The organism is Microbacterium candidum (assembly GCF_030315975.1).
Taxonomy (GTDB): domain Bacteria; phylum Actinomycetota; class Actinomycetes; order Actinomycetales; family Microbacteriaceae; genus Microbacterium; species Microbacterium candidum.
The window spans coordinates 134,426-154,930 of record NZ_JASXSZ010000005.1; the positions used below are offsets into that span (position 1 = coordinate 134,426).

Here is a 20,505-nt window from a genome sequence, read left to right on the forward strand (position 1 = left end):
GCCTAAGCGGCGACGGCGGTCGTCGTCGCCTCGATGCGGATCACCGTCGACTTGGATGCGGGCGTGTTGCTGACCTCCGCGGTCGCCCCGAGCGGGACGAGCGGGTTGGCCTCCGGGAAGTAGGCGGCGGCACATCCGCGCGCGGTCGGGTACGACACCAGCCGGAAGCCGCGGAGCACCCGATCGACGCCATCGGTGAACTCGCTGTGCACGTCGACGCGCTGGCCGTCGGTCAGCTTCAGCGCGGCGATGTCGAGAGGGTTGACGAAGATGACGTCGCGTCCCTGCTTCACGCCCCGATACCTGTCGTTGAGGCTGTAGATCGTCGTGTTGAACTGGTCGTGCGCGCGGATCGTCTGGAGCAGCAGGCGTCCGGGCGGGCATTCCACGACCTGCAGCTCGTTGAGCGTGAACTTCGCCTTGCCGGTGTCCGTCGGGAACGTCCGCGAATCCCGTGGTCCGTGGGCCAGCACGAATCCGCCCTCCTGCCGGATCCTGCCGTTGTAGTCCTCGCACCCCGTGCACACGTGGGCGATGTGGTCGCGGATGCGGTCGTAATCCGCCTCGAACCCGGCCCAGTCGACGTCCACCTTGTCGGCAAGCGTCGCGCGCGCGAGCCGCGTGACGATCGAGATCTCCGACAGGAGGTTCGGCGACACCGGATCGACCTTGCCCCACGACGGATGCACGGCGCACACCGTGTCCTCCACCGAGACGAACTGCTCGCCCGACGCCTGGAGGTCGATCTCGGTCCGTCCCATCGTCGGGAGGATGAGCGCCTCCCGGCCGACGACCGCGTGCGACCTGTTGAGCTTCGTCGACACCTGCACCGTCATCTCGGCCTTCTGGACGGCGCTCTCCGCGACGTCGGTGTCGGAGATCGCGGCGACGAGGTTGCCGCCCAGGGCGAACCACACCGTGACCCGGCCGTCCGCGAGCGCGCGGATGCCGTCGACGCTGTCGACGCCGTCGGCGCGTGGAGGATCGAAGTGGAACTCGTTCTGCAGCTTGTCGAGGAACGCCGGAGGCATCTTCTCCCAGATGCCCATCGTGCGGTCTCCCTGCACGTTGCTGTGGCCGCGGATCGGGGAGGCGCCGGCGCCGGGCCTGCCGATGTTCCCCCGCAGGAGCAGCAGGTTCATGATGTCCTTGATCGTCGCCACGGCCCGCTTGTGCTGGGTGAGCCCCATCGCCCACGTGATGATGACGCGATCGGCGGCGATGTACCGGTCAGCCAGCCCGCCGATCTCGCCGCTCGTGAGGCCCGTCGCCCGAAGCACCTCGACTTCGTCCAGGGCTTCGAGGCTCGCCGCGAACTCGTCGAACCCCTGGCAGTACGTGTCGATGAAGTCGTGGTCGAGCACGGTGCCCGGTGCGGCCTTCTCTGCCTCGAGCACCCTCTTGGCGACCGCCTGCATGAGCGCCTGGTCGCCGCTGAGGCGGATCTGCAGATAGTCGTCCGCGAGGCCGGTGCCCTTGCCGATCCAGCCGTTCACCTTCTGCGGATTCTTGTACCGCATGAGCCCGGCTTCGGGCAGCGGGTTCACTGCGACGATCGTCGCCCCGGCTTTCTTCGCCTCCTCGAGCGCCGTCAGCATGCGGGGGTGATTGCTCCCCGGGTTCTGCCCCATGATGACGATGAGGTCCGCCTGCGCGAAGTCGTCATAGGTCACGGTGGACTTGCCCACGCCGATCGCCTCGCTGAGCGCGGCCCCGGTGGACTCATGGCACATGTTGGAGCAGTCGGGCAGATTGTTGGTCCCGAAGGCCCGCGCGAACAGCTGGTAGACGAAGGCGGCCTCGTTCGAGGTGCGGCCGCTGGTGTAGAACGCGGCGCGGTCGGGGGAGTCCAGCGACCGCAGCTTGTCGCCGATGATCCGGAACGCCTCGTCCCAGCCGATCGGCGTGTAGGCGTCGCTGTCCGCGGCCTTGTAGACGGGCTCGACGAGCCGCCCCTGCATCCCGAGCCAGTAGTCGGACTTCTCCAGCAGCACCGGGATCGGATGCTCCGCCCAGAACGAGGTCGGGACCGTGATGGGCGTCGCCTCCCACGTGACGGCCTTCGCGCCGTTCTCGCAGAACTCCGCGATCTTCCGGTGCGACGGGTCGGGCCATGCGCAGCTCATGCAGTCGAACCCGTCCTTGTGGTTCATCGACGTGAGCAGTCGCGCGGCGCGGGTCGGCCCCATGTCTCGGACGGCAGGCCCGACCGAGTGGGTGATGCCGGGGATGCCGGCGGCCCATTTCTTGGGGGGCGAGATCTGGACGTCCTCGACGTCGTCGATGGCGCGTTCGCTGGGCGCTTCGTGGATCGTCATGCTGCACGTCCTTCCGCAGCAAGGGGGAGACGGACTCACTACCTCGATCGTCGTCCCGCAGGAACAATGCCTGGTCCGTGCGGGCTTGAAGTTGCCTGTGAACCGATCCCGCGCCCCGGGTCGCGCGCATCATGGTAGGCGAGGGGAACTGACCCTAAGAAGGTTCACCATGCAGTTCGCAGTGTCGATGTTCCCGCCTCTGGCACTCGGATTCTTCGGCCTCGGCACCGGCTACCTGATCTACGGCCCCCAGGAACTGATCGGCTGGCCGAAGCGCGACGAGCGCGTCGACCGCGCGACCGGGATCTGGGGCATCTGGATGCCCGGCTTCTGCCAGTTCGTGACCGGGATCATCCTGTTCATAGGCCTCACCTGGTTCCAGGTCTTCAAGGGCGCGCCGCTGTACATGGCCGCGGTCGCGTTCTCCGCGTATGGCATCCACTGGTTCGCCATCGGCTACAACCGCTACCGCGGGAACGACCCGAGACCGAACGCCGGCATGTCGGTCGCGTTCTTCATCCTCTCGGTGGTCGGCCTCGTCGTCTTCTTCGTCTCCGCCGACTGGCCGGTCGGGCTGCTGTTCCTCGGGCTGGCGCTGATCTACCTGTCCGACTTCTTCGCATCGATCGGCATGGCGTGGGGCGAGCGGCTCCTGGGCCTCTTCCACGTCATCACCGGGCTGTGGCTCATGTATCTGATGCTCGCGGTCGCGTTCAACTTCGCACTCGGATGGAAGCTGCCCGTCTGACGGCGCGCATGACAACCGGCCGTCGTCGGCGCACCATTTCTCCCCTCACGCCGCCGACGACGCCGGCGCCGTGCGCTGCGGAGGGGAGCGGCCGGACGTCAGTGGTGGTGGTGCCCGTGCCCGTCGTGATCGTGCTTGTGCCCGTGATGCTCGTGCCCGTGGTGCTCGTGCTCATCGTGCGCCGTGCCGGGCAGGGCCGGGGCGCAGTGGTCGGACGTCGTGCGCGGCGCATCCAGTGAAGGATTGCGGTCGAAGAACCCGAACGGCTTCAGCCAGAACGAGATGGTGTCGGCCGGCATGATCGGCCAGTCCTCGACGCGCGTGATGTGGTGGATGCCGAACACGTACCAGAGCACGACGTCCTCGTCGACGAGCCGCTCGTCGTCGGCGATCCACGCGCTCATGCCGTTGTGGCTGTCGTCGACCGACTGCGTCGGATAGTCGCCCGCGGGCCACATCTCCGTGTCGTGGTGCTTCGTGACCCAGAGCGTGTTCCCGATGACGGGGTTGCGCGTGAGGATCGGCGACGACTCGTCGAACATCGCCGGGAAGGATGCCGTCGGCACGAGCTTGTACGCGACGGGGGCGCCCCACGCGTTGAGCTTGTCCGGATTGGTCACCTTCCAGGAGCGCTGGCGCTCCCACGAGAAGGTGCGGCCGGACTGCGCCTCCGACTCGACGACGGTGGACACCGTGTTGAGGTCGAGCCCCAGGGGGTTCGCCTCGGTGATGGGCGCTGCCACCGAGTCCGACTCGACGACGGTGTTGCGGTCGCCGTCGACGTCGAGGTCGAGGCGGGCGACGAGGAAGTGCTGGTGGAAGGGCGCGTACGTGCGCAGGTCGATCGTCGTGCCGGTCGCGCTCGCGTCGCCCTGCTTCTCCATCGGCGTCGAGACCATGATGCCGGTGGCCCGCACCTCGCACTCGATGTTGCCGTCCTGGTAGAAGCGCCAGTAGATCAGGTACTCGTAGTTCGCGACCGTCGCGTGCGCGGAGAGGACGAACCGGCGCTGGCGGCGCACCTCGGCGCCCGTGTCCGGGTCGACGTGCTTCCACAGCACGGCGTTGTCCTCCTCATGGAGGCACAAGGCGTTCTTGATCTCCCACGGCTGCCCGGCGGTGTCCGGCAGGACCGCATCCAGATAGGTGATCTCGCCGAGGCAGTCGCAGCCGAGCTCGAGCGACGTGCACATGTAGCCGAGGCCCCACTCGCCGATGTCGAACGCCGTGCGGCGGTAGTGGTCGAAGCTCGAGTCGCGGTACGGGACGATCATCTCGGCGAACGACAGCCGGTACGCCACATCCCGCTGCGTCCCCTGGTCGTCGAACGCGACCTGGTAGATCACCGGCCCTTCGCGGTAGTTGAAGCCGACGCGGAACGACCAGTTCTGCCAGCGGATCTCGGTGCCGTCGACCGTGAAGGAGACGCCGTCGGGCTGGACGATCTCCAGCGGCTTGAGGTCCTCGCGCGGCGTGATGCCGCGGAGCTCCGGGACGTACTCGGCGTCGACGTCCGGCATCCCGTAGTCGTGGTGGTCCTCGATCTCGAGCACCTCGAGGGTGTTCATGTCGACGATGATCTTGAGCCCCGACACCGGGTGGGCGTAGGGGTTGCCGCCGGGCATCGCCTTCATCCACAGGTCGATCCAGCCGAGGCGACGGTCACGCCACTGCTCCGGGATGACGGCTCCGCCGTACGTCCACACGTCGAACAGGACGGTGTCGACATCGTGGATGCCGCGCCGCGCGAGCGCGGCCTTGACGTCCGCATTCTCCTTCATCGCGTGATCGCAGTCGTGGTACTCGTCGAGCGTGAAGTTCGGAGTCACGCCGGGCACGTGCGTCCAGGAGTCGACCGACTCGGAGTTCAGATCGACGACCGCCTCGTAGACCTCGTTCGTCTGCTTCTTCCACAGCACCGCAAGCGCGCGCCGCTCGATCGGGTCGCCGTCGCGCCAGGCCTTGACGGCGGTCTTCGGCGGCTCCTGCAGGATGATCGACGCGTAGCGCCAGCCCGCGTCGACCCCGTGCTCGCGGCTGAGGACCGCGGCCGTGCGCGAGAACTCCTCACCGGTCAGCGAATCCAGCGGATGAGCGCCCATGGCATCCCCCTTCGAATGTGAGACTCACTCTGCCCTATGGCGGGGGCCTCACGACAGGGTCAGCCGTCGAAGCCGAGGCTCAGTTTCCGCAGGAGGGCCGCGAGGCGCTCGGCCTCCGCGCGCGACAGGCTCTCCAGCAGGATCGCCTCCGCATCCACGAGCCGGGTGATCGCCGCATCCACCCGCGTACGCCCATCCGCCGTGAGGGTGACGAGGATGCTGCGCCCGTCATCGGGGTCCGCCTCGCGCCGCACGAGCCGTCGCCCGACGAGGCGGTCGATGCGGTTCGTCATCGTGCCGCTGGAGACGAGCGTCTGCTGCAGCAGCTGCTTGGGGCTGAGCTGGTACGGCTCACCCGCGCGGCGCAGCGCCGACAGGACATCCCACTCCCACGACTCCAGGTCGCTGCGGCGGAACGCCTCACGGCGCGACCGGTCGAGGTGCCGCGACAGGCGGTCGACACGGGAGAGCACCTCGAGGGGGGAGAAGTCGAGGTCCGGGCGCTGGCGCAGCCACGCGTCGACGATGCGGTCGACCTCGTCCGTCTCCTGTGCCACGGCTCCATCATCGCAGGCGTCCAGGCACACCGTGGCGGCACGCGCGGCGCAGGCCTGGCAGACTGGAGGACGGTCCCGATGGGGCTTTCCGCCGTGGTGTAACGGCAGCACGACAGCCTTTGGAGCTGTGAGGACCAGGTTCGAATCCTGGCGGCGGAGCATGAGCACCACACCGCTGGCCGTCATCGTCCTCGCCGCAGGGCAGGGCACCCGCATGAAGTCCGCCACCCCGAAGGTCGTCCACTCGATCGGCGGCCGCACGCTCGTCGGGCACGTCCTCGCGACGGCGCGCGCCCTCGAGCCCGCGAGCATCGCGGTCGTTGTGCGCCACGAGCGCGACCTCGTGGCCGCGGCGGTGCTGGCCGAAGAGCCGGCCGCCGTCATCGTCGACCAGGACGAGACGCCCGGCACCGGCCGCGCTGTCGAGGTGGCACTCGCAAGCCTCGGCGGCTTCACCGGCGACGTGCTCGTCCTCTCCGGCGACGTGCCCCTCCTCGAGGTGGGCACGCTGTCCGCCCTCGTCGGCGCGCACCGCTCGAGCGGCGCCGCCGTGACGCTGCTCAGCGCGGTCGTCGACGACCCGACCGGCTACGGTCGCGTCATCCGCGGCGCCGACGGATCGGTCGCCCGCATCGTGGAGCAGAAGGACGCCTCGGCCGCCGAGGCCGCGATCCACGAGATCAACGTGGGTGTCTACGTGTTCCGCGCGGACCCCCTGCGCACTCACCTCCCCTCCGTAGGCACGGGCAACGCGCAGGGGGAGAAGTACCTCACCGACGTCGTCGGGCTCCTGCGCGACGCATCCCTCCCGGTCGCCGCGTCCGTCGCCGCCGATGCGACCGCCGCCCTCGGCGTCAACGACCGCGTGCAGCTGTCGGACGCCGGCCGCACCCTGAACGCGCGCACGGTCCGCTCCTGGCAGCTCGCCGGGGTCACGGTCCTCGACCCTGCGACGACGTGGATCGACGTCACCGCGACGCTCGCGGAGGATGTCACCGTCTTCCCGAACACCCAGATCCTGCGTGCGACGACCGTCGCGACGGGCGCCGCGATCGGTCCGGACACGACGCTCGTGGACACCGAAGTGGGGGCGGGCGCGACGGTCCGCCGCTCGGAGGCGACGCTGGCCGTCATCGGCGCGGGCGCCACCGTCGGACCGTTCTCCTACCTCCGCCCCGGCACGACGCTCGGCGCCGAAGGGAAGATCGGAGCCTTCGTCGAGACGAAGAACGCCGCGATCGGCGACGGCACGAAGCTCCCGCACTTCATCTACGTCGGCGACGCCGAGGTGGGCGACAGCGTGAATCTCGGCGCCGGGACGATCACCGCGAACTACGACGACGTGAACAAGCACCGCACCGTGATCGGCGATGAGGTGCACACCGGCGCGCACACGGTGCTCGTCGCGCCCGTTAGGCTGGGAGACGGCGCAAAGACGGGGGCCGGCGCCGTCGTCCGCAAGGACGTGCCTGCCGGTGCCCTCGCCCTCAGCGTCGCCCCTCAGCGCAACATCGAGGGGTGGGTCGAGAAGAACCGAGCCGGAACGCGCGCCGCTGACCTCGCGGCGAGCGCCCGGACTGCATCGAAGGCGGACGATGGCGCGCAAGAACAAGACCGTTGACCTCGACCGGGAGAACGGCATCGCCCCCGGCATCATCGTCAAGACCAAGAAGCGGCTCGTCGTCGCCTCGGGCCGCTCGCACCCCGAGCTCGCCGCCCAGGTGGCCGAGTCGGTCGGCACGGAGCTCGTGCCCACCGAGTACCGCACCTTCGCGTCCGGCGAGCTGCTGACGCGCTTCGAGGTGTCGATCCGCGGCTGCGATGTCTTCCTCATCCAGTCGTTCGGCCCGCCGGTCAACGAGTGGCTCATGGAGCTGCTCATCATGCTCGACGCCGCCAAGCGCGCTTCTGCCAAGCGCATCACGGTCGTCGCCCCGTACTACCCGTACTCGCGCCAGGACAAGAAGGGGCGCGGGCGCGAGCCGATCAGCGCGCGCCTCGTCGCCGATCTCATCAAGACGGCGGGCGCCGACCGCATCATGAGCGTCGACCTGCACGCCGCGCAGATCCAGGGCTTCTTCGACGGCCCCGTCGATCACCTGTTCGCCAAGCCCGTGCTGCTCGACTACTTCGAGCGCACCCTCTCGGCGGAGGACCGCGAGAAGCTCACCGTCGTGTCGCCCGACACCGGCCGCGTCCGCGTCGCCGACCAGTGGTCGGACAGCCTGGATGCGCCGCTGGCGATCATCCACAAGCGCCGCGACCCCAATGTCGCGAACCAGGTCACGGTCGCCGAGATCGTCGGCCGCGTCCGCGGTCGCGTCTGCCTCCTCGTCGACGACATGATCGACACCGGCGGCACGATCGTCAAGGCCGCCCAGGCGCTCAAGGCGAACGGCGCCGAGCGCGTCATCGTCGCGGCGACCCACGCCGTCTTCAGCGACCCCGCATCCGAGCGCCTGCAGGACTCCGCGATCGACGAGGTCGTCGTCACCGACACGATCCCGCTGTCCGAGGAGAAGCGCTTCCCGACGCTCACGGTGCTGCCGATCGCGCCGCTCCTGGCCCGCGCCATCCACGAGGTCTTCGAGGACGGCTCGGTCACGAGCATGTTCAACGGCGAGGCCTGAGCCCTTCGACCATAGGGAGCGCATAGGGCGGGCCCAGGGGACGCTGGGGCCGTGCGCCTAGCGTGGAAACACGTCGCACGGCCGCAGAAAGGATCAGCCATGCTCCGCCCCTCCGCCCTCCCGAAGCCCGTCCGCATCGGCTCCGCGCTCACGGGCGTCGCCGGCATCGTCGCGCTCGCAGGCTGCACGGCCGGAGCGGGCGGCGCCACCTCCGCCGGTGCGGCGACCTACAAGGACGGCACGTACAGCGCCTCCGGCACGTACCAGACGCCCGAGACGACCGAGACGATCACCGTCTCGATCACGCTCAAGAACGACCTCGTCACGAACGTGCAGGTGACGGGGGAGCCGCGCCGTCCGGAATCGCAGCAGTACCAGTCGCAGTTCATCGGCGGCATCTCCGACGTCGTGGTCGGCAAGGACATCGATCAGCTCTCCGTGAGCCGCGTCGCCGGCTCCTCGCTGACGAGCAACGGCTTCAACCAGGCCCTCGATCAGATCAAGAGCGAGGCGGCGAAGTGATCGCCCCGGCGACCCGCGTCGTGTGGCGGTTCGAGGCGATCGGCACGCTGTGGGAGATCGAGACGGATGCGGAGCTCGGAAGCGCCGCACGGCTCGCGGTCGAGCACGCGATCGCCGACTTCGACCGCGAATGGTCGCGCTTCCGGCCGGACTCGCTCGTGTCGTCGCTCGCGCGCGGAGCGGGCGTCGTGCCTGCGCCCGCCGACGCGGCCGACATGTTCGCGCTGTTCGCCGAGGCCGCGGAGGCGACGGACGGCGCCGTCAACCCCCTCGTCGGCGCGTCCCTCGAGCATCTCGGTTACGACGCCGACTACTCGTTCCGTTCGCGGGGCGCGCTCGCCGCTCCGCGCGACTGGCGTGAGCGCCTCGCCTGGACGGACGATCGCATGATGCTCACGGAGCCTGCGACGATCGACGTCGGCGCACTCGGCAAGGGGCGTCTCGTCGACATCGTGCTCGCGATCGTCTCGCAGTGGACGGAGGGCGACGTCGTCGTGGATGCGAGCGGCGACATCGCGATGACCGGCACGCCGGTGCGGGTCGCCCTCGAGCACCCCTTCGACCCGAATCGGGCGATCGGCGTCGTCGAGGTCGCCGACGGCGCGCTGTGCGCCTCGGCCGTCGGACGTCGTGCGTGGGGTGAAGGACTGCACCACGTCCTGGACGCGCGCACGGGGGTCCCGGTGCGCACGTACGCGGCGACGTGGGCGATCTCGGACTCCGCGATGCGGGCGGATGCGGCCGCGACGGCCCTGTTCTTCGAGGGCGGCCCCGAACTCGCCGCCCGCTGGGGCGTCGAGTGGATCCGGATGACGACGGACGGCCGCGTGGAGTGGTCGCCCGGCAGCCGGGCCGACCTTTTCCTCTGAGCGGATAGCGTGGAGGGGTGATCGTGTCCCCGTCGCCCGCTCTGTCGTGATCGCCAATCTCACCGCGGTCTGGAACCGCGTCTTCGCCCTCCTCGGCCGCGTGTCGATGTACCGCACGGCCTTCCTCGCCCTCGCCGCACTCGCCGTCATCGCCTTCGCGCTCTCGTTCGCGGGGCTCGTCGCGCCGAGCCCGCTCCAGCTCGTCGTGACTGCGGCCGTCCTGGCGATCGTGTGCGGGGCGGTGGATGCCGGCGCCCAGCGTCTCCTGCGCCTGCCGTGGCGTGTCGAGTCCTCGCTCATCACCGCGGGGATCCTGCTGTTCGTCCTGCGCCCGACGATCGACCCCCTGGGCCTCGTCGGCATCGTCGTCGCCGGCGTGGCGGCATCCGGGTCCAAGTACGTCCTGGCCTACCGCGGGCGCCACATCTTCAATCCAGCCGCCGTCGGCGCGGCGGTCGTCGCGATCATCGTGGCCGTCAGCGGTGCCTACGCGCTCGGCGGCCCGTCGTGGTGGGTCGGCACGCCCGCCCTCGGGCCCATCGTGCTGCTGCTCGGACTCGTCGTGCTGATCCGCGCCGAGAAGGTGCGGGTCGTGGCCCTGTTCTGGGTCGTCGCCATCGTCGTGTCGATCGTGCGCACGACGATCCAGGTCGGCGGGGCGATGCCGTTCGGCGACATCGTCGCTCAGCAGCTGTGGTCGTCGCCGTTCCTCTTCCTCGGGGCCTTCATGGTCTCGGAGCCGCTGACCCAGCCGCCGCGACGCTGGCAGGCGCTCACGGTCGCGGCCGTCGTCGGTGTGCTCGCCGGCTGGCCGATCGACCTCGGCGTGATCACACTGGGCCAGGAGCGTGCGCTTCTCATCGGCAACCTCATCGCCTTCGCGTTCTCGGTGCGCTCGGCGGTGCGGCTCGTCCTCGAAGGCCGCTCGAACCCGACGCCGACGACCCAGGAACTCACGTTCCGCACGCGGCGCCGGCTGTCGTTCCTGGCGGGGCAGTTCCTCGAGCTCGAGGTTCCGCACCGCCACCCCGATGCGCGCGGCACGCGTCGGGAGTTCAGCATCGTCTCCGCCCCCGAGGACCAGCCGATCGTGCGCATCGCCTTCCGCGACGATGCGGCAGGATCGCCCCACAAGGCGCAGTCGAGCTACAAGCGGGCGCTGGCGGCCGCATCGCTCGGCGACACGCTCGCCGTCACGGGCGTGTGGGGCGACTTCCTGCTGCCGCGCGGTGCGGACAGCCGCATCCTGCTCGTCGCCGCCGGCATCGGCGTCACGCCGTTCATCTCGCAGCTGCGCCAGCTGCAGGCGACCGGGGTGCGCCGCGACATCGTCCTCGTCTACGCCGCGTCGCAGGCGTCCGAGCTCGCGTACCGCGGCGAGATCGAGGATGCCGGCATCCCCGTCGTCGTCTTCACGCGAGACGAGCCGCGCGACCTGCCCGCGCAGTGGACGTGGGCGGGCGGCACGCGGATCGACGCCGAGGGGCTGCATGCCGCCGTGCCGGACCTCCGCGAGCGCCACGCGCTCGTCTCGGGGCCCGCGGCCCTCATCGCGGACCTCGCCCCGGCGCTCGACCACGCGAAGTCCCTCACGACCGACGCGTTCAGCGGGTACTGAGCCGGTTCGGCCGGTCAGCCCGCCTTGGGCTGCCGCATCGGCAGCCGGACGGTGAACGTCGTGTCGCCGGGGACGCTCTGCACGCTGATCGTGCCGCGGTGCGCCTCGACGATCGCGCGGGCGATCGAGAGGCCGAGACCCGTGCCGCCGGTCTTGCGCGCGCGGGAGCGGTCACCGCGCGAGAAGCGCTCGAACAGCTCGTCACCGATGGCCGGGTCGATCCCGGGGCCGTCGTCGTGCACCGTGATGACCGCCTGCCCGCGCTCCTTGTGCAGCCCGACCGTGACGCACGTGCCTTCCGGCGTGTGCGTGAGCGCGTTGGCGAGGAGGTTCGCGACCACCTGCTGGAGCCGGCCGGCGTCGCCGGAGATCGAGATCGGCTCCTCCGCCAGATCCAGCAGCCACACGTGCTCGGGGCCCGCAGGCCCGGCGTCGCTCACGGCTTCGACGATGAGACGCGTCAGGTCGACCTGGCCGTAGACGAGCTCCTGGCCCTCATCGAGGCGGGCGAGCAGCAGCAGGTCCTCGACGAGGGTCGTCATGCGCAGCGACTGCGCCTGGATGCGCTCGAGCGACGACGACGTGGTCTCCGCGGCGAGCTCCGGAGGAGCCTGCTGCAGCGCGCGGAGGGACAGCTCGGAGTAGCCGCGGATCGAGGCCAGGGGAGTGCGCAGCTCATGGCTCGCGTCGGCGACGAACGTCCGCATCCGCTCCTCGTTGCGCTGGCGTGCGGCCAGCGACGAGTCCACGTGGTCGAGGAGCGTGTTCAGCGCGGCGCCCACGCGCCCGATCTCGGTGCGGTCGTCCGCTTCGTCCACGGGGACGCGCTCGGAGATCGACACCTCGCCCTCGGCCATCGGCAGGGTCGCGACGCGCGTCGCCGTCTCGGCGACGGCGCGCAGGGGCCGGAGGCCGACGCGGATGATGACGGCGATCGCGGAACCGAGGAGCAGGAGTCCGCCGGCCGTGACGAGCGCGACGGTCACGAGGATCTGCGTGACCGTCTCGTTGAGCTCCGAGAGCGGGAGACCGCCGACCACGATGTACTGGTTATTGGGGAGGACCCGAGGCTGAAGCCGGTAGGCCCCCAAGTCGGGGATCTCGACGGTCACGGGCTCGAGTCTGCCGTTCTGGCTGTTGAAGGCCTGGACGACCGCCGCCCGCTGGGCGGTGCTGAGCGCGACGATCCTGCCGTCGGAGTTGATGTAGGCGGCGTCCTGCGACGTCGGCGCTTGCTGGAAGAAGAGGAAGCCTGCCGGGAAGTGACCGAGGTTCAGCACGTCCTCGGCGCCGACGGTGTGCAGCAGCGCCGTGTTGCGCGTGAGCAGCTGGTACTGGTCTGCTGCCACGGAGGTCGAGTCGCCCACCTTGTTGTCCAGGTTCTGCTGCAGCACGCCGCCGAGGACGGCGCTCGTCGCGACGGCGACGGCCACGAGGATGAGCGCGACGAAGCCGGTGATGGTGACCATGAGCCGTGTCTGCAGGGTCCAGGGACGGCGGGCGCGCTGCCACCAGCGCGGGGGAGACGGGCTGCTCGGGATCTCCTCGTCGATGGACGGCGGCGGTGCGGTCTGAACGGCTGTCACTGCGGCGCTTTGATCATGTAGCCGACGCCCCGCACCGTGTGGATGAGGGGCTCGCGGCCCTGATCGATCTTCTTCCGCAGGTAAGAGATGTACAGCTCGACGACGCTGGAGCGCCCGCCGAAGTCGTAGTTCCAGACCCGGTCGAGGATCTGCGCCTTCGAGACGACACGGCGCTGGTTGCGCATGAGGAAGCGCAGCAGCTCGAACTCGGTCGCGGTCAGCTCGATCTCCTCGTCGCTGCGGATGACCTCGTGGCTGTCCTCGTTGAGCGACAGATCGCCCACGCGCAGGATCGGCTCGGCCTCGTTCGCGCGGGCCGTGCCGGCGCGGCGCATGAGGGCGCGCAGGCGCGCGACGACCTCTTCGAGGGAGAACGGCTTGGTCACGTAGTCGTCGCCGCCGGCCGTGAGCCCGGCGACGCGGTCGCCCACGGCATCCTTCGCGGTGAGGAAGAGGACGGGCACCTCATTGCCGGAGTGGCGGAGTCGCTGGAGGACGGACATGCCGTCGAGGTCCGGCATCATGATGTCGAGCACCATCGCGTCGGGCTCGAAGTCCCGCGCCACCTGGAGCGCCTGGAATCCCGAGCCGGCGGCCTTGACGTCCCAGCCCTCCATGCGCAGCGCCATCGAGAGCAGATCGGTCAGCATCTGCTCGTCGTCGACGACGAGGATGCGCGGAGCCGTGCCGTCCGCGCGACGCAGGGTGGTGGAGCTGGCGAGTGTCGACATGCCTTCGATTGTGCTCCGGTCACGGGAGACAATCCATGGTGCACCCTATGTTGTTGCTGTGAATGACATCGCTCGTACCTCTCCGGAGTGTCGGAGGTGCCGGTTAGCTTCTCCGGCATGAGCACAGAACTTCTGAGCGAATCCGTCGCAGGCGCTGTCGTCCGTCCCGGAGACCCGGGGTGGGACGACTCCCGCCTGTTCCACACCGGCATCGGCGAGCCCGACGCGGTGGTCCATGCCGCATCGGTCGCCGACGTGCAGGCGGCCGTGCGCTACGCCGCCGCGCACGATCTTCCCCTTTCGATCCGGGGCGGCGGCCACAGCGCCTGGGGCACGGTCCCCGGCGGCGTCCTCGTCGACCTTGCGGCGCTCTCCGACATCGAGGTGGACGGCACGCGCGTCCACGTCGGGGGCGGCGCCGTGTGGGGCGCTGTCGCGGAGGCGCTCGCCCCGCACGGCATCGCGCTGAGCTCGGGCGACACGGCCTCCGTCGGCGTCGGAGGGCTCGCCCTCGGCGGCGGCATCGGATGGATGGTGCGGTCCTGGGGGCTCGCCTCCGATCAGCTGGTCGGTGCGCAGCTGGTCACGGCCACCGGGGAGGTCGTCGAGGTCGACGACGAGACGCATCCCGACCTCATGTGGGCACTGCGCGGCGGCGGCGGCAACTTCGGTGTCGCGACACGACTCGACTTCGAGGCGCACCCGCTCCCGGCGCTGGTCCACGTGGAGCTCACCGCATCCGTCGCGCCGCGCGACCTGCTGCCGGTGCTGCGCGAGACGCTGGCGGATGCGCCGCGCGAGCTCACGGTGACGTACATGGACGTCCCGCCGATGGATCCGAGCGCGGCTCCCGGTGCGAGGATCGTCGCGTGCTGGATCGGCGGCGACCCCGACGACGCCCGGCGGGCGCTCGCCCCGCTTCTCGCGCTCGACGGCGTGACGGAGGTGTCGTGCGGTGTGAAGCGGTATCGCGACGTCCTGGCAGAGATGCCGGGATACGACCCGGCACGTCCGGTTCCGGGGTTCATCGGCGGCAACACGCTCGCGCCGATCCTCGACGACGGCCTCATCGACGGGCTCGCCCGCTTCCGCGAGCGGTTCCCGGCATCCGTCGTCTTCCTGCGGTCGCTCGGCGGAGCGTACGGCGACGTCGCTCAGGGTGCCACGCCCTTTCCGGCACGGGATGCGACGTGGTTCGTCATGGCGGGGGCGTTCGACGTCCCCGGTGCCGATCGCGACGGCGCCGCGGCCGCGTGGCAGGCGCTGGAGGCGCGGGGGGCGGGCGTCTACGGCAACTTCACCGTCTCGACGTCCCCCGACGTGGTGGCCAAGATGTTCGACGCGGAGACCACGGCACGCCTCGTCGAGGTCAAGCGGACGTGGGATCCGGACAACCTGTTCCGGCGCAACCACAACATCGTGCCGGCCTGAGACGACGAAGGGGGCCGGGCGCACAGCGCCCGGCCCCCTTGGTGATCCGTCGAGCGGACTCAGTGGGTGTCTTCGGCCTCGATCTCGGTGCGGTCACCCGACCACAGGGTGTGGAAGGTGCCCGGCTTGTCGATGCGCTTGTATGTGTGCGCGCCGAAGAAGTCGCGCTGGCCCTGGATGAGCGCGGCGGGGAGGCGCTTGGCGCGCAGCCCGTCGTAGTAGGCGAGCGACGAGGAGAACGCGGGGGAGGGGATGCCGGCATCCGCCGCCGTCGACACGATCCGGCGCCACGCGCCCTGGGCCCGCCCGAGCGCCTCGACGAAGTAGGGCGCGGTCATGAGCACGGCGAGATCGGGCGTCTGCGCGTACGAGTCGGCGATGCGGTTCAGGAACTGCGCCCGGATGATGCACCCGCCGCGCCAGATCTTCGAGATCGCGCCGAGGTCGATGCTCCAGCCGTACTGGGCCGCACCGGCGCGGATCTCGTCGAAGCCCTGCGAATAGGCGACGATCTTCGAGGCGAACAGCGCCAGACGCACGTCCTCGACGAAGGCGTCGGCATCGGCCACGACCAGCGCCTCGGCGGGGCCGGGCAGGACGCCCGAGACGATCCGCTGCTCGGGGTGCGAGGAGAGGGAGCGGGCGAACGTCGCCTCGGCGATGCCGGAGACGGGGACGCCGAGGTCGAGGGCGGTCTGGACGGTCCAGGCGCCGGTGCCCTTGGCTCCGGCCTGGTCGAGGATGACGTCGACGAGCGGTGTGCCGGTCGCGGCATCCACCTGGCGCAGCACCTCGGCGGTGATCTCGATGAGGTACGACTCCAGCTCGCCGCGGTTCCACTCGGCGAAGACGTCGGCGATCTCGGCGGGCGACTTGCCGGTGCCCCGGCGGATCAGGTCGTACGCCTCCGCGATCAGCTGCATGTCCGCGTACTCGATGCCGTTGTGCACCATCTTGACGAAGTGACCGGCGCCGTCGTGGCCGACGTGCGTGACGCAGGGCTCGCCCTCCGCGACCGCGGCGATCGAGCGGAGGATCGGTCCGAGCGTGACCCACGACTCGTCCGAGCCGCCCGGCATGAGCGACGGGCCGAGCAGAGCCCCCTCCTCGCCGCCGGACACGCCCATCCCGACGAAGTTGATGCCGGTGTCGCGCACGGCCTTCTCACGGCGGATCGTGTCGGTGAACAGGGCGTTGCCGCCGTCGACGATGATGTCACCGGGCTCGAAGACGCGCACGAGCTCGTCGATGACCGCGTCGGTCGGGCCTCCGGCCTTCACCATGATGACGGCGGTGCGCGGGACGGAAAGGGATGAGGCGAACTCCTCGTACGAGAAGGCCGGGACGAAGCCGGCCTCCGGGTGCTCGGCGATCAGCTCGTCGGTCTTGGTGCGGCTGCGGTTGTACACCGCCACCGTGTTGCCCTCGCGGCTCGCGAGATTGCGGGCGAGGTTGGATCCCATGACGGCGAGGCCGACGACCCCGATGTTGGCGGCGGCTTCGGGCACAGTGCTCTCCTCGGAAATCGGGTGCGTGGATGCCCTTTCAGCGTAGTGCGCGCCCGGGAGACCCTCCGCGTCGTATGTCGGCGCATCACGGGCGGATACCGATCCGGATGCAATCCAGATCCAACGGGTGCGAGCCGACCGGTTCCGCGATACTCTCGCTCCCACCTTGAACTCGCCGATGAGTGAACCCGCTCTCCGGCGATTCTGAAATCGGAAGGCAATCACATGATTCGAAAGAAGGCAGTGGCGGGGGTGGCCTCCGCGGCCGCTGCACTCCTCCTGCTCGCGGGCTGTGCCAACACGGGCGGCGGCGGTGCGACCGCCAGCGCCAACACCGGCGTCCCGAACATCCCGGCGGTGACCTCGGTGGAGACGCCGAAGAATGCGGTGCTCCCGGCCGGCGACGGCAAAGCGACGTGCCCGGCCACGACGACCATCGCGTACGTCGGGGCGGAGACCGGCCCGAACGCGCAGCTCGGCATCAACATCTACAACGGCATCCAGCTCGCGGTCGACCAGCACAACAAGTCGAACCCGGGCTGCCAGGTCGCGTTCAAGAAGTTCGACACCGAGGGCGACCCCGGCAAGGCCGTCGGCCCCGTGACGCAGGCCGTCAGCGAGGCGGACATCGTCGGCGTCATCGGCCTCCCGTTCTCGGGCGAGTCGAAGGCGACGGGCAACATCTTCCAGCAGCAGGGCCTCGTGCACATCACGCCCTCCGCGACGAACCCGAGCCTGACCAAGAACGGCTGGACGACGTTCTTCCGCGGCCTGGGCAACGACGCGCAGCAGGGTCCGGCCGCCGCGAAGTTCCTCACCGACACGCTGAAGGCCAAGAAGGTCTACCTCGTGCAGGATGACTCGGACTACGGCATCGGCCTCGCCGGCACCACCTCGGCGGCCCTCGGCAGCGCGCTCGTCGGGACCGACAAGGTGACGACCGGCCAGAAGGACTTCTCGGCCACCGTGTCGAAGATCCTCAACGCCAAGCCGGACGCGGTCTACTACGCGGGCTACTACGCCGAGGCGGCTCCGTTCGACCAGCAGCTGGTCAACAAGGGCTTCAAGGGCGCCTTCGTCGGCCCCGACGGTGTGAAGGACGACCAGTTCATCAAGCTGGCCGGCGACGCGTCCTCCAACGCGTTCTTCACCTGCCCCTGCATCCCGGGCGAGCTGCTGACGACCTTCGCCGGCCAGTACCAGACGCTCGCCAACGCGGCGCCGGGCACTTACTCGGTCGAGGGCTACGACGCCGCGACGGTGCTCCTGTCGGGCATCGACAAGGGCAAGCAGTCCCGCGCCGACCTGCTCAGCTGGGTGACGAGCTACGATGCCGACGGCCTCGCCAAGCACTACAAGTGGGACTCCACGGGTGAGCTGCAGGCGCCGGCCGTGTACGGCTACAAGGTCCAGGACGGCAAGATCGCCTACATCGGCCCGATCGGCCAGTAGTTCCGACACGCCGGATGCCGTGGCGGGGTGCGCACACCCCGCCACGGCATCATCGAGTCAGCCGCACACAGACGCAGAGTCGCGTCACACCCGAGGAAGCGGAGCCTGAATGCTCGACCTTGCCCTTGCTTCGGCGCATCTGGCCGTTACGGCCTCTTCCGCCGTGGTCCACACCGACAATTCGTGGATCAACTTCGACGTCAATGCACTCGCCCAGAACTTCTGGAGTGCGACGTTCGACGGCATCACGTTCGGCTCCATCTACGGACTGATCGCCGTCGGCTACACGCTCGTCTACGGCGTGCTGAGCCTCATCAACTTCGCCCACTCGGAGGTGTTCATCGTCGGCGCGTACGGCGTCGTGATCACCCTCACGAGCCTGGGCTTCGGCCCGAGCGCCCCGACGCTCGGACCTGCCGCGATCATCGGGGACCTCCTGCTGGCGTTGGTCGTCGGCATGGCCTGCTCCGCCGCGACGGCACTGCTCATCGAGCGGCTGGCGTATCGGCCCCTGCGCAGACGCAACGCCCCACGCCTCGCGTTCCTGATCACCGCGATCGGCGCGTCGTTCGTCATCCAGTACCTGATCTTCATCATCCGCGGGGCGAACGCCGAGCCGAGCGTCACGATGTTCGTGCAGAACCCGGTCTTCGAGGTCTTCGGCACGACCATCTACGACCAGCAGATCATCATCGTCGTCGCGGCGATCCTGCTCATGGTGAGCACGGACATGTTCATCCGCCGCAGCCGGACGGGCCGCGGCATCCGCGCCGTCGCGCAGGATCCGGACACCGCGACCCTCATGGGTGTGAACAAGGAGCGCGTGATCATGATCACGTTCGTCCTGGGCGGCCTTCTCGCCGGCGCCGCGGCGCTGTTCTACGTGATGCTCGTGCCGTCGGGCGTGATCTACAACGGCGGATTCATCCTCGGCGTCAAGGCGTTCGCGGCGGCCGTCCTCGGTGGCATCGGCAACGTCCGCGGTGCCCTCCTCGGCGGCATCATCCTCGGCGTCATCGGCAACTACGGGCAGATCCTGCTGGGCGACTCGCAGTGGTCGGACGTGGTCGCGTTCGTCGTGCTGGTCCTCGTGCTGCTGATCCGGCCCGAAGGCATCCTCGGCACCACCCTCGGTAGGAGCAAGGCATGAGTTACGATCCGCTGAGCAGCCCCCGCATCATGCCCGACGAGGAGTCGCAGCGTGAGACCATCGAGACGGAGTCCATCGCGACGCCGCGACGCGGACCGTTCCGCAACATGCGCGGCAGGTGGAACGAGCTGTCCCGTCCCACCCAGTGGGCATGGATGGTTCCGGTCGTCGCCATCGCGTTCGCGCTGCCGTATCTGAACTTCTTCCCGCTGACGACGGAGCCCGGCAACAACTGGGCGCTCGCGTGCTTCTCGATGGCGGTGTACGCGCTCGTCGCGGTCGGCCTGAACATCGTGGTCGGCTACGCGGGTCTGCTCGACCTCGGCTACGTGGCCTTCTTCGCCGTCGGCTCGTACACCGCGGCGATGTTCACGAGCCCGGACTCCCCGCTCACCAAGATCCCGTACCTGTGGACGCTGCCGATCGCCATCGCGATCACGATGTTCTTCGGCGTCATCCTCGGCGTCCCGACGCTCCGCCTCCGCGGCGACTACCTCGCGATCGTGACGCTCGGCTTCGGAGAGATCGTCCGCATCCTCGCCACGATCATCCCGGCCATGAAGGGGCAGGTGGGCTTCCAGAACGTCGGCCGGCCGCCCGGAACGGATGCGAACGGCGTCCCGATCTTCTCGAACTCCGCCGGGGTGCCGTGGTACTGGATGACCCTCGTCATCCTCATCGTCGTGATGCTTCTCGTCGGAAACCTCGAGCGCAGCCGCGTCGGCCGCGCGTGGGTCGCGATCCGCGAGGACGAGGATGCCGCGGAGACGATGGGCGTCCCGACCTTCAAGTACAAGGTGTGGGCGTTCGCCATGGGCGCCGGCGTCGGCGGCCTGTCGGGCGCCCTGTTCGCCGGCCAGGTCGGGTTCGTCAACAACCAGAGCTTCACGGTCCAGCAGTCGATCCTGTTCCTCGCCGCCGTCGTCCTCGGCGGTGCGGGCAACAAGGTCGGCGCAGTCCTCGGCGGAGCGATCGTGGCGTACATCCCGCTGCGGTTCACCGCCATCGCCGACTACAAGTACCTGATCTTCGGATTCGCCCTCGTGATCCTGATGATCTTCCGGTCGCAGGGCCTCATCCCGGCGAAGATGCGTCTGCTGGCGTTCGCGCGGCGCGCGATGCACTGGACGCCGGCGCCGCCGCCGAAAGAGAAGCCCGCCGGGGAAGGAGACGCATCGTGAGCGACGACGCACGCGAGAACCCGAACGCCGACGATTTCGCGACCCCGGAGCAGTCGGAGCCGGTCGAAGTGCCGGAGTCGGCGGCTGAGACCGCAGACGAGA

16 protein-coding genes and 1 tRNA gene are annotated in these 20,505 nt (G+C 69.5%); 11 read left to right on the forward strand and 6 right to left on the reverse strand.

The features are described from left to right. Positions 1 to 2: 2 nt before the first annotated feature. The gene (locus tag QSV35_RS15180) at positions 3 to 2,318 is read right to left on the reverse strand and encodes an FdhF/YdeP family oxidoreductase (protein WP_286289648.1); all 2,316 of its coding nucleotides are present in this window, start codon (positions 2,316 to 2,318) and stop codon (positions 3 to 5) included. 169 nt (positions 2,319 to 2,487) lie between these two features. Between QSV35_RS15180 and QSV35_RS15185 the strand changes: the two genes are divergently transcribed. Then, complete coding sequence (locus QSV35_RS15185; protein WP_286289649.1) at positions 2,488 to 3,066, forward strand: hypothetical protein; 579 nt, start codon at positions 2,488 to 2,490, stop codon at positions 3,064 to 3,066. A gap of 98 nt (positions 3,067 to 3,164) precedes the next feature. Here QSV35_RS15185 and QSV35_RS15190 read toward each other — a convergent pair whose 3' ends face one another. Further along, on the reverse strand, positions 3,165 to 5,168 hold the full coding sequence (locus tag QSV35_RS15190; RefSeq protein ID WP_286289650.1) for a primary-amine oxidase: 2,004 nt from the start codon (positions 5,166 to 5,168) through the stop codon (positions 3,165 to 3,167). 59 nt (positions 5,169 to 5,227) lie between these two features. Beyond that, positions 5,228 to 5,725, reverse strand: a complete 498-nt coding sequence (locus QSV35_RS15195) for a MarR family winged helix-turn-helix transcriptional regulator (protein WP_286289651.1) — start codon at positions 5,723 to 5,725, stop codon at positions 5,228 to 5,230. 87 nt (positions 5,726 to 5,812) lie between these two features. Here QSV35_RS15195 and QSV35_RS15200 point away from each other — a divergent pair. The 6 genes from QSV35_RS15200 (at position 5,813) to QSV35_RS15225 (ending at position 11,364) form a co-directional block, all read left to right on the forward strand. Beyond that, positions 5,813 to 5,884, forward strand: a tRNA-Gln gene (locus tag QSV35_RS15200). Between the two features lies 1 nt (position 5,885). Next, positions 5,886 to 7,346, forward strand: coding sequence for a bifunctional UDP-N-acetylglucosamine diphosphorylase/glucosamine-1-phosphate N-acetyltransferase GlmU (gene glmU, locus QSV35_RS15205; RefSeq protein WP_286289652.1), 1,461 nt, complete (start codon positions 5,886 to 5,888; stop codon positions 7,344 to 7,346). Further along, positions 7,321 to 8,355, forward strand: a complete 1,035-nt coding sequence (locus QSV35_RS15210) for a ribose-phosphate diphosphokinase (protein WP_286289653.1) — start codon at positions 7,321 to 7,323, stop codon at positions 8,353 to 8,355. The genes glmU and QSV35_RS15210 overlap by 26 nt, the downstream gene beginning before the upstream one ends. Positions 8,356 to 8,454: 99 nt before the next feature. Continuing rightward, on the forward strand, positions 8,455 to 8,877 hold the full coding sequence (locus QSV35_RS15215; RefSeq protein ID WP_286289654.1) for an FMN-binding protein: 423 nt from the start codon (positions 8,455 to 8,457) through the stop codon (positions 8,875 to 8,877). Next, positions 8,874 to 9,746 (forward strand): FAD:protein FMN transferase, encoded by an 873-nt coding sequence (locus QSV35_RS15220; protein WP_419956852.1) that lies wholly within the window; start codon positions 8,874 to 8,876, stop codon positions 9,744 to 9,746. The genes QSV35_RS15215 and QSV35_RS15220 overlap by 4 nt, the downstream gene beginning before the upstream one ends. 46 nt (positions 9,747 to 9,792) lie before the next feature. Then, the gene (locus QSV35_RS15225; protein WP_286289655.1) at positions 9,793 to 11,364 is read left to right on the forward strand and encodes an FAD-dependent oxidoreductase; all 1,572 of its coding nucleotides are present in this window, start codon (positions 9,793 to 9,795) and stop codon (positions 11,362 to 11,364) included. 14 nt (positions 11,365 to 11,378) lie between these two features. Here QSV35_RS15225 and QSV35_RS15230 read toward each other — a convergent pair whose 3' ends face one another. Both QSV35_RS15230 and QSV35_RS15235 read right to left on the reverse strand, forming a co-directional pair. Continuing rightward, complete coding sequence (locus tag QSV35_RS15230) at positions 11,379 to 12,950, reverse strand: sensor histidine kinase (RefSeq protein ID WP_353618983.1); 1,572 nt, start codon at positions 12,948 to 12,950, stop codon at positions 11,379 to 11,381. Then, positions 12,947 to 13,681, reverse strand: a complete 735-nt coding sequence (locus tag QSV35_RS15235; protein WP_286289656.1) for a response regulator transcription factor — start codon at positions 13,679 to 13,681, stop codon at positions 12,947 to 12,949. The genes QSV35_RS15230 and QSV35_RS15235 overlap by 4 nt, the downstream gene beginning before the upstream one ends. A gap of 117 nt (positions 13,682 to 13,798) precedes the next feature. Between QSV35_RS15235 and QSV35_RS15240 the strand changes: the two genes are divergently transcribed. After that, positions 13,799 to 15,112: an FAD-binding oxidoreductase gene (locus tag QSV35_RS15240; protein WP_286289657.1), complete on the forward strand. Its 1,314-nt coding sequence runs from the start codon at positions 13,799 to 13,801 to the stop codon at positions 15,110 to 15,112. A 59-nt stretch (positions 15,113 to 15,171) separates the two neighbouring features. Here QSV35_RS15240 and gndA read toward each other — a convergent pair whose 3' ends face one another. Continuing rightward, positions 15,172 to 16,620 carry an NADP-dependent phosphogluconate dehydrogenase gene (gene gndA / locus QSV35_RS15245; protein ID WP_286289658.1) on the reverse strand — a complete coding sequence of 483 codons (1,449 nt, stop codon included), beginning with the start codon at positions 16,618 to 16,620 and terminating at the stop codon, positions 15,172 to 15,174. Between the two features lie 225 nt (positions 16,621 to 16,845). Here gndA and QSV35_RS15250 point away from each other — a divergent pair, with 225 nt between their 5' ends. The 3 genes from QSV35_RS15250 (at position 16,846) to QSV35_RS15260 (ending at position 20,403) form a co-directional block, all read left to right on the forward strand. Continuing rightward, positions 16,846 to 18,072: a branched-chain amino acid ABC transporter substrate-binding protein gene (locus QSV35_RS15250; RefSeq protein ID WP_286289659.1), complete on the forward strand. Its 1,227-nt coding sequence runs from the start codon at positions 16,846 to 16,848 to the stop codon at positions 18,070 to 18,072. 163 nt (positions 18,073 to 18,235) lie between these two features. Continuing rightward, the gene (locus QSV35_RS15255) at positions 18,236 to 19,222 is read left to right on the forward strand and encodes a branched-chain amino acid ABC transporter permease (RefSeq protein WP_419956853.1); all 987 of its coding nucleotides are present in this window, start codon (positions 18,236 to 18,238) and stop codon (positions 19,220 to 19,222) included. Positions 19,223 to 19,329: 107 nt separating this feature from the next. Next, positions 19,330 to 20,403: a branched-chain amino acid ABC transporter permease gene (locus QSV35_RS15260; protein ID WP_286289891.1), complete on the forward strand. Its 1,074-nt coding sequence runs from the start codon at positions 19,330 to 19,332 to the stop codon at positions 20,401 to 20,403. The last annotated feature ends 102 nt before the right edge of the window (positions 20,404 to 20,505 follow it).

Excerpts from the sequence above, each read along its gene's own strand:
- QSV35_RS15215 (WP_286289654.1), top strand. The coding sequence starts at position 8,455 with ATGCTCCGCCCCTCCGCCCTCCCGAAGCCCGTCCGCATCGGCTCCGCG.
- QSV35_RS15190 (WP_286289650.1), bottom strand. The coding sequence starts at position 5,168 with ATGGGCGCTCATCCGCTGGATTCGCTGACCGGTGAGGAGTTCTCGCGC.
- QSV35_RS15250 (WP_286289659.1), top strand. The coding sequence starts at position 16,846 with ATGATTCGAAAGAAGGCAGTGGCGGGGGTGGCCTCCGCGGCCGCTGCA.
- QSV35_RS15260 (WP_286289891.1), top strand. The coding sequence starts at position 19,330 with ATGCGCGGCAGGTGGAACGAGCTGTCCCGTCCCACCCAGTGGGCATGG.
- QSV35_RS15235 (WP_286289656.1), bottom strand. The coding sequence starts at position 13,681 with ATGTCGACACTCGCCAGCTCCACCACCCTGCGTCGCGCGGACGGCACG.
- QSV35_RS15240 (WP_286289657.1), top strand. The coding sequence starts at position 13,799 with ATGAGCACAGAACTTCTGAGCGAATCCGTCGCAGGCGCTGTCGTCCGT.
- glmU (WP_286289652.1), top strand. The coding sequence starts at position 5,886 with ATGAGCACCACACCGCTGGCCGTCATCGTCCTCGCCGCAGGGCAGGGC.
- QSV35_RS15180 (WP_286289648.1), bottom strand. The coding sequence starts at position 2,318 with ATGACGATCCACGAAGCGCCCAGCGAACGCGCCATCGACGACGTCGAG.
- QSV35_RS15185 (WP_286289649.1), top strand. The coding sequence starts at position 2,488 with ATGCAGTTCGCAGTGTCGATGTTCCCGCCTCTGGCACTCGGATTCTTC.
- QSV35_RS15210 (WP_286289653.1), top strand. The coding sequence starts at position 7,321 with ATGGCGCGCAAGAACAAGACCGTTGACCTCGACCGGGAGAACGGCATC.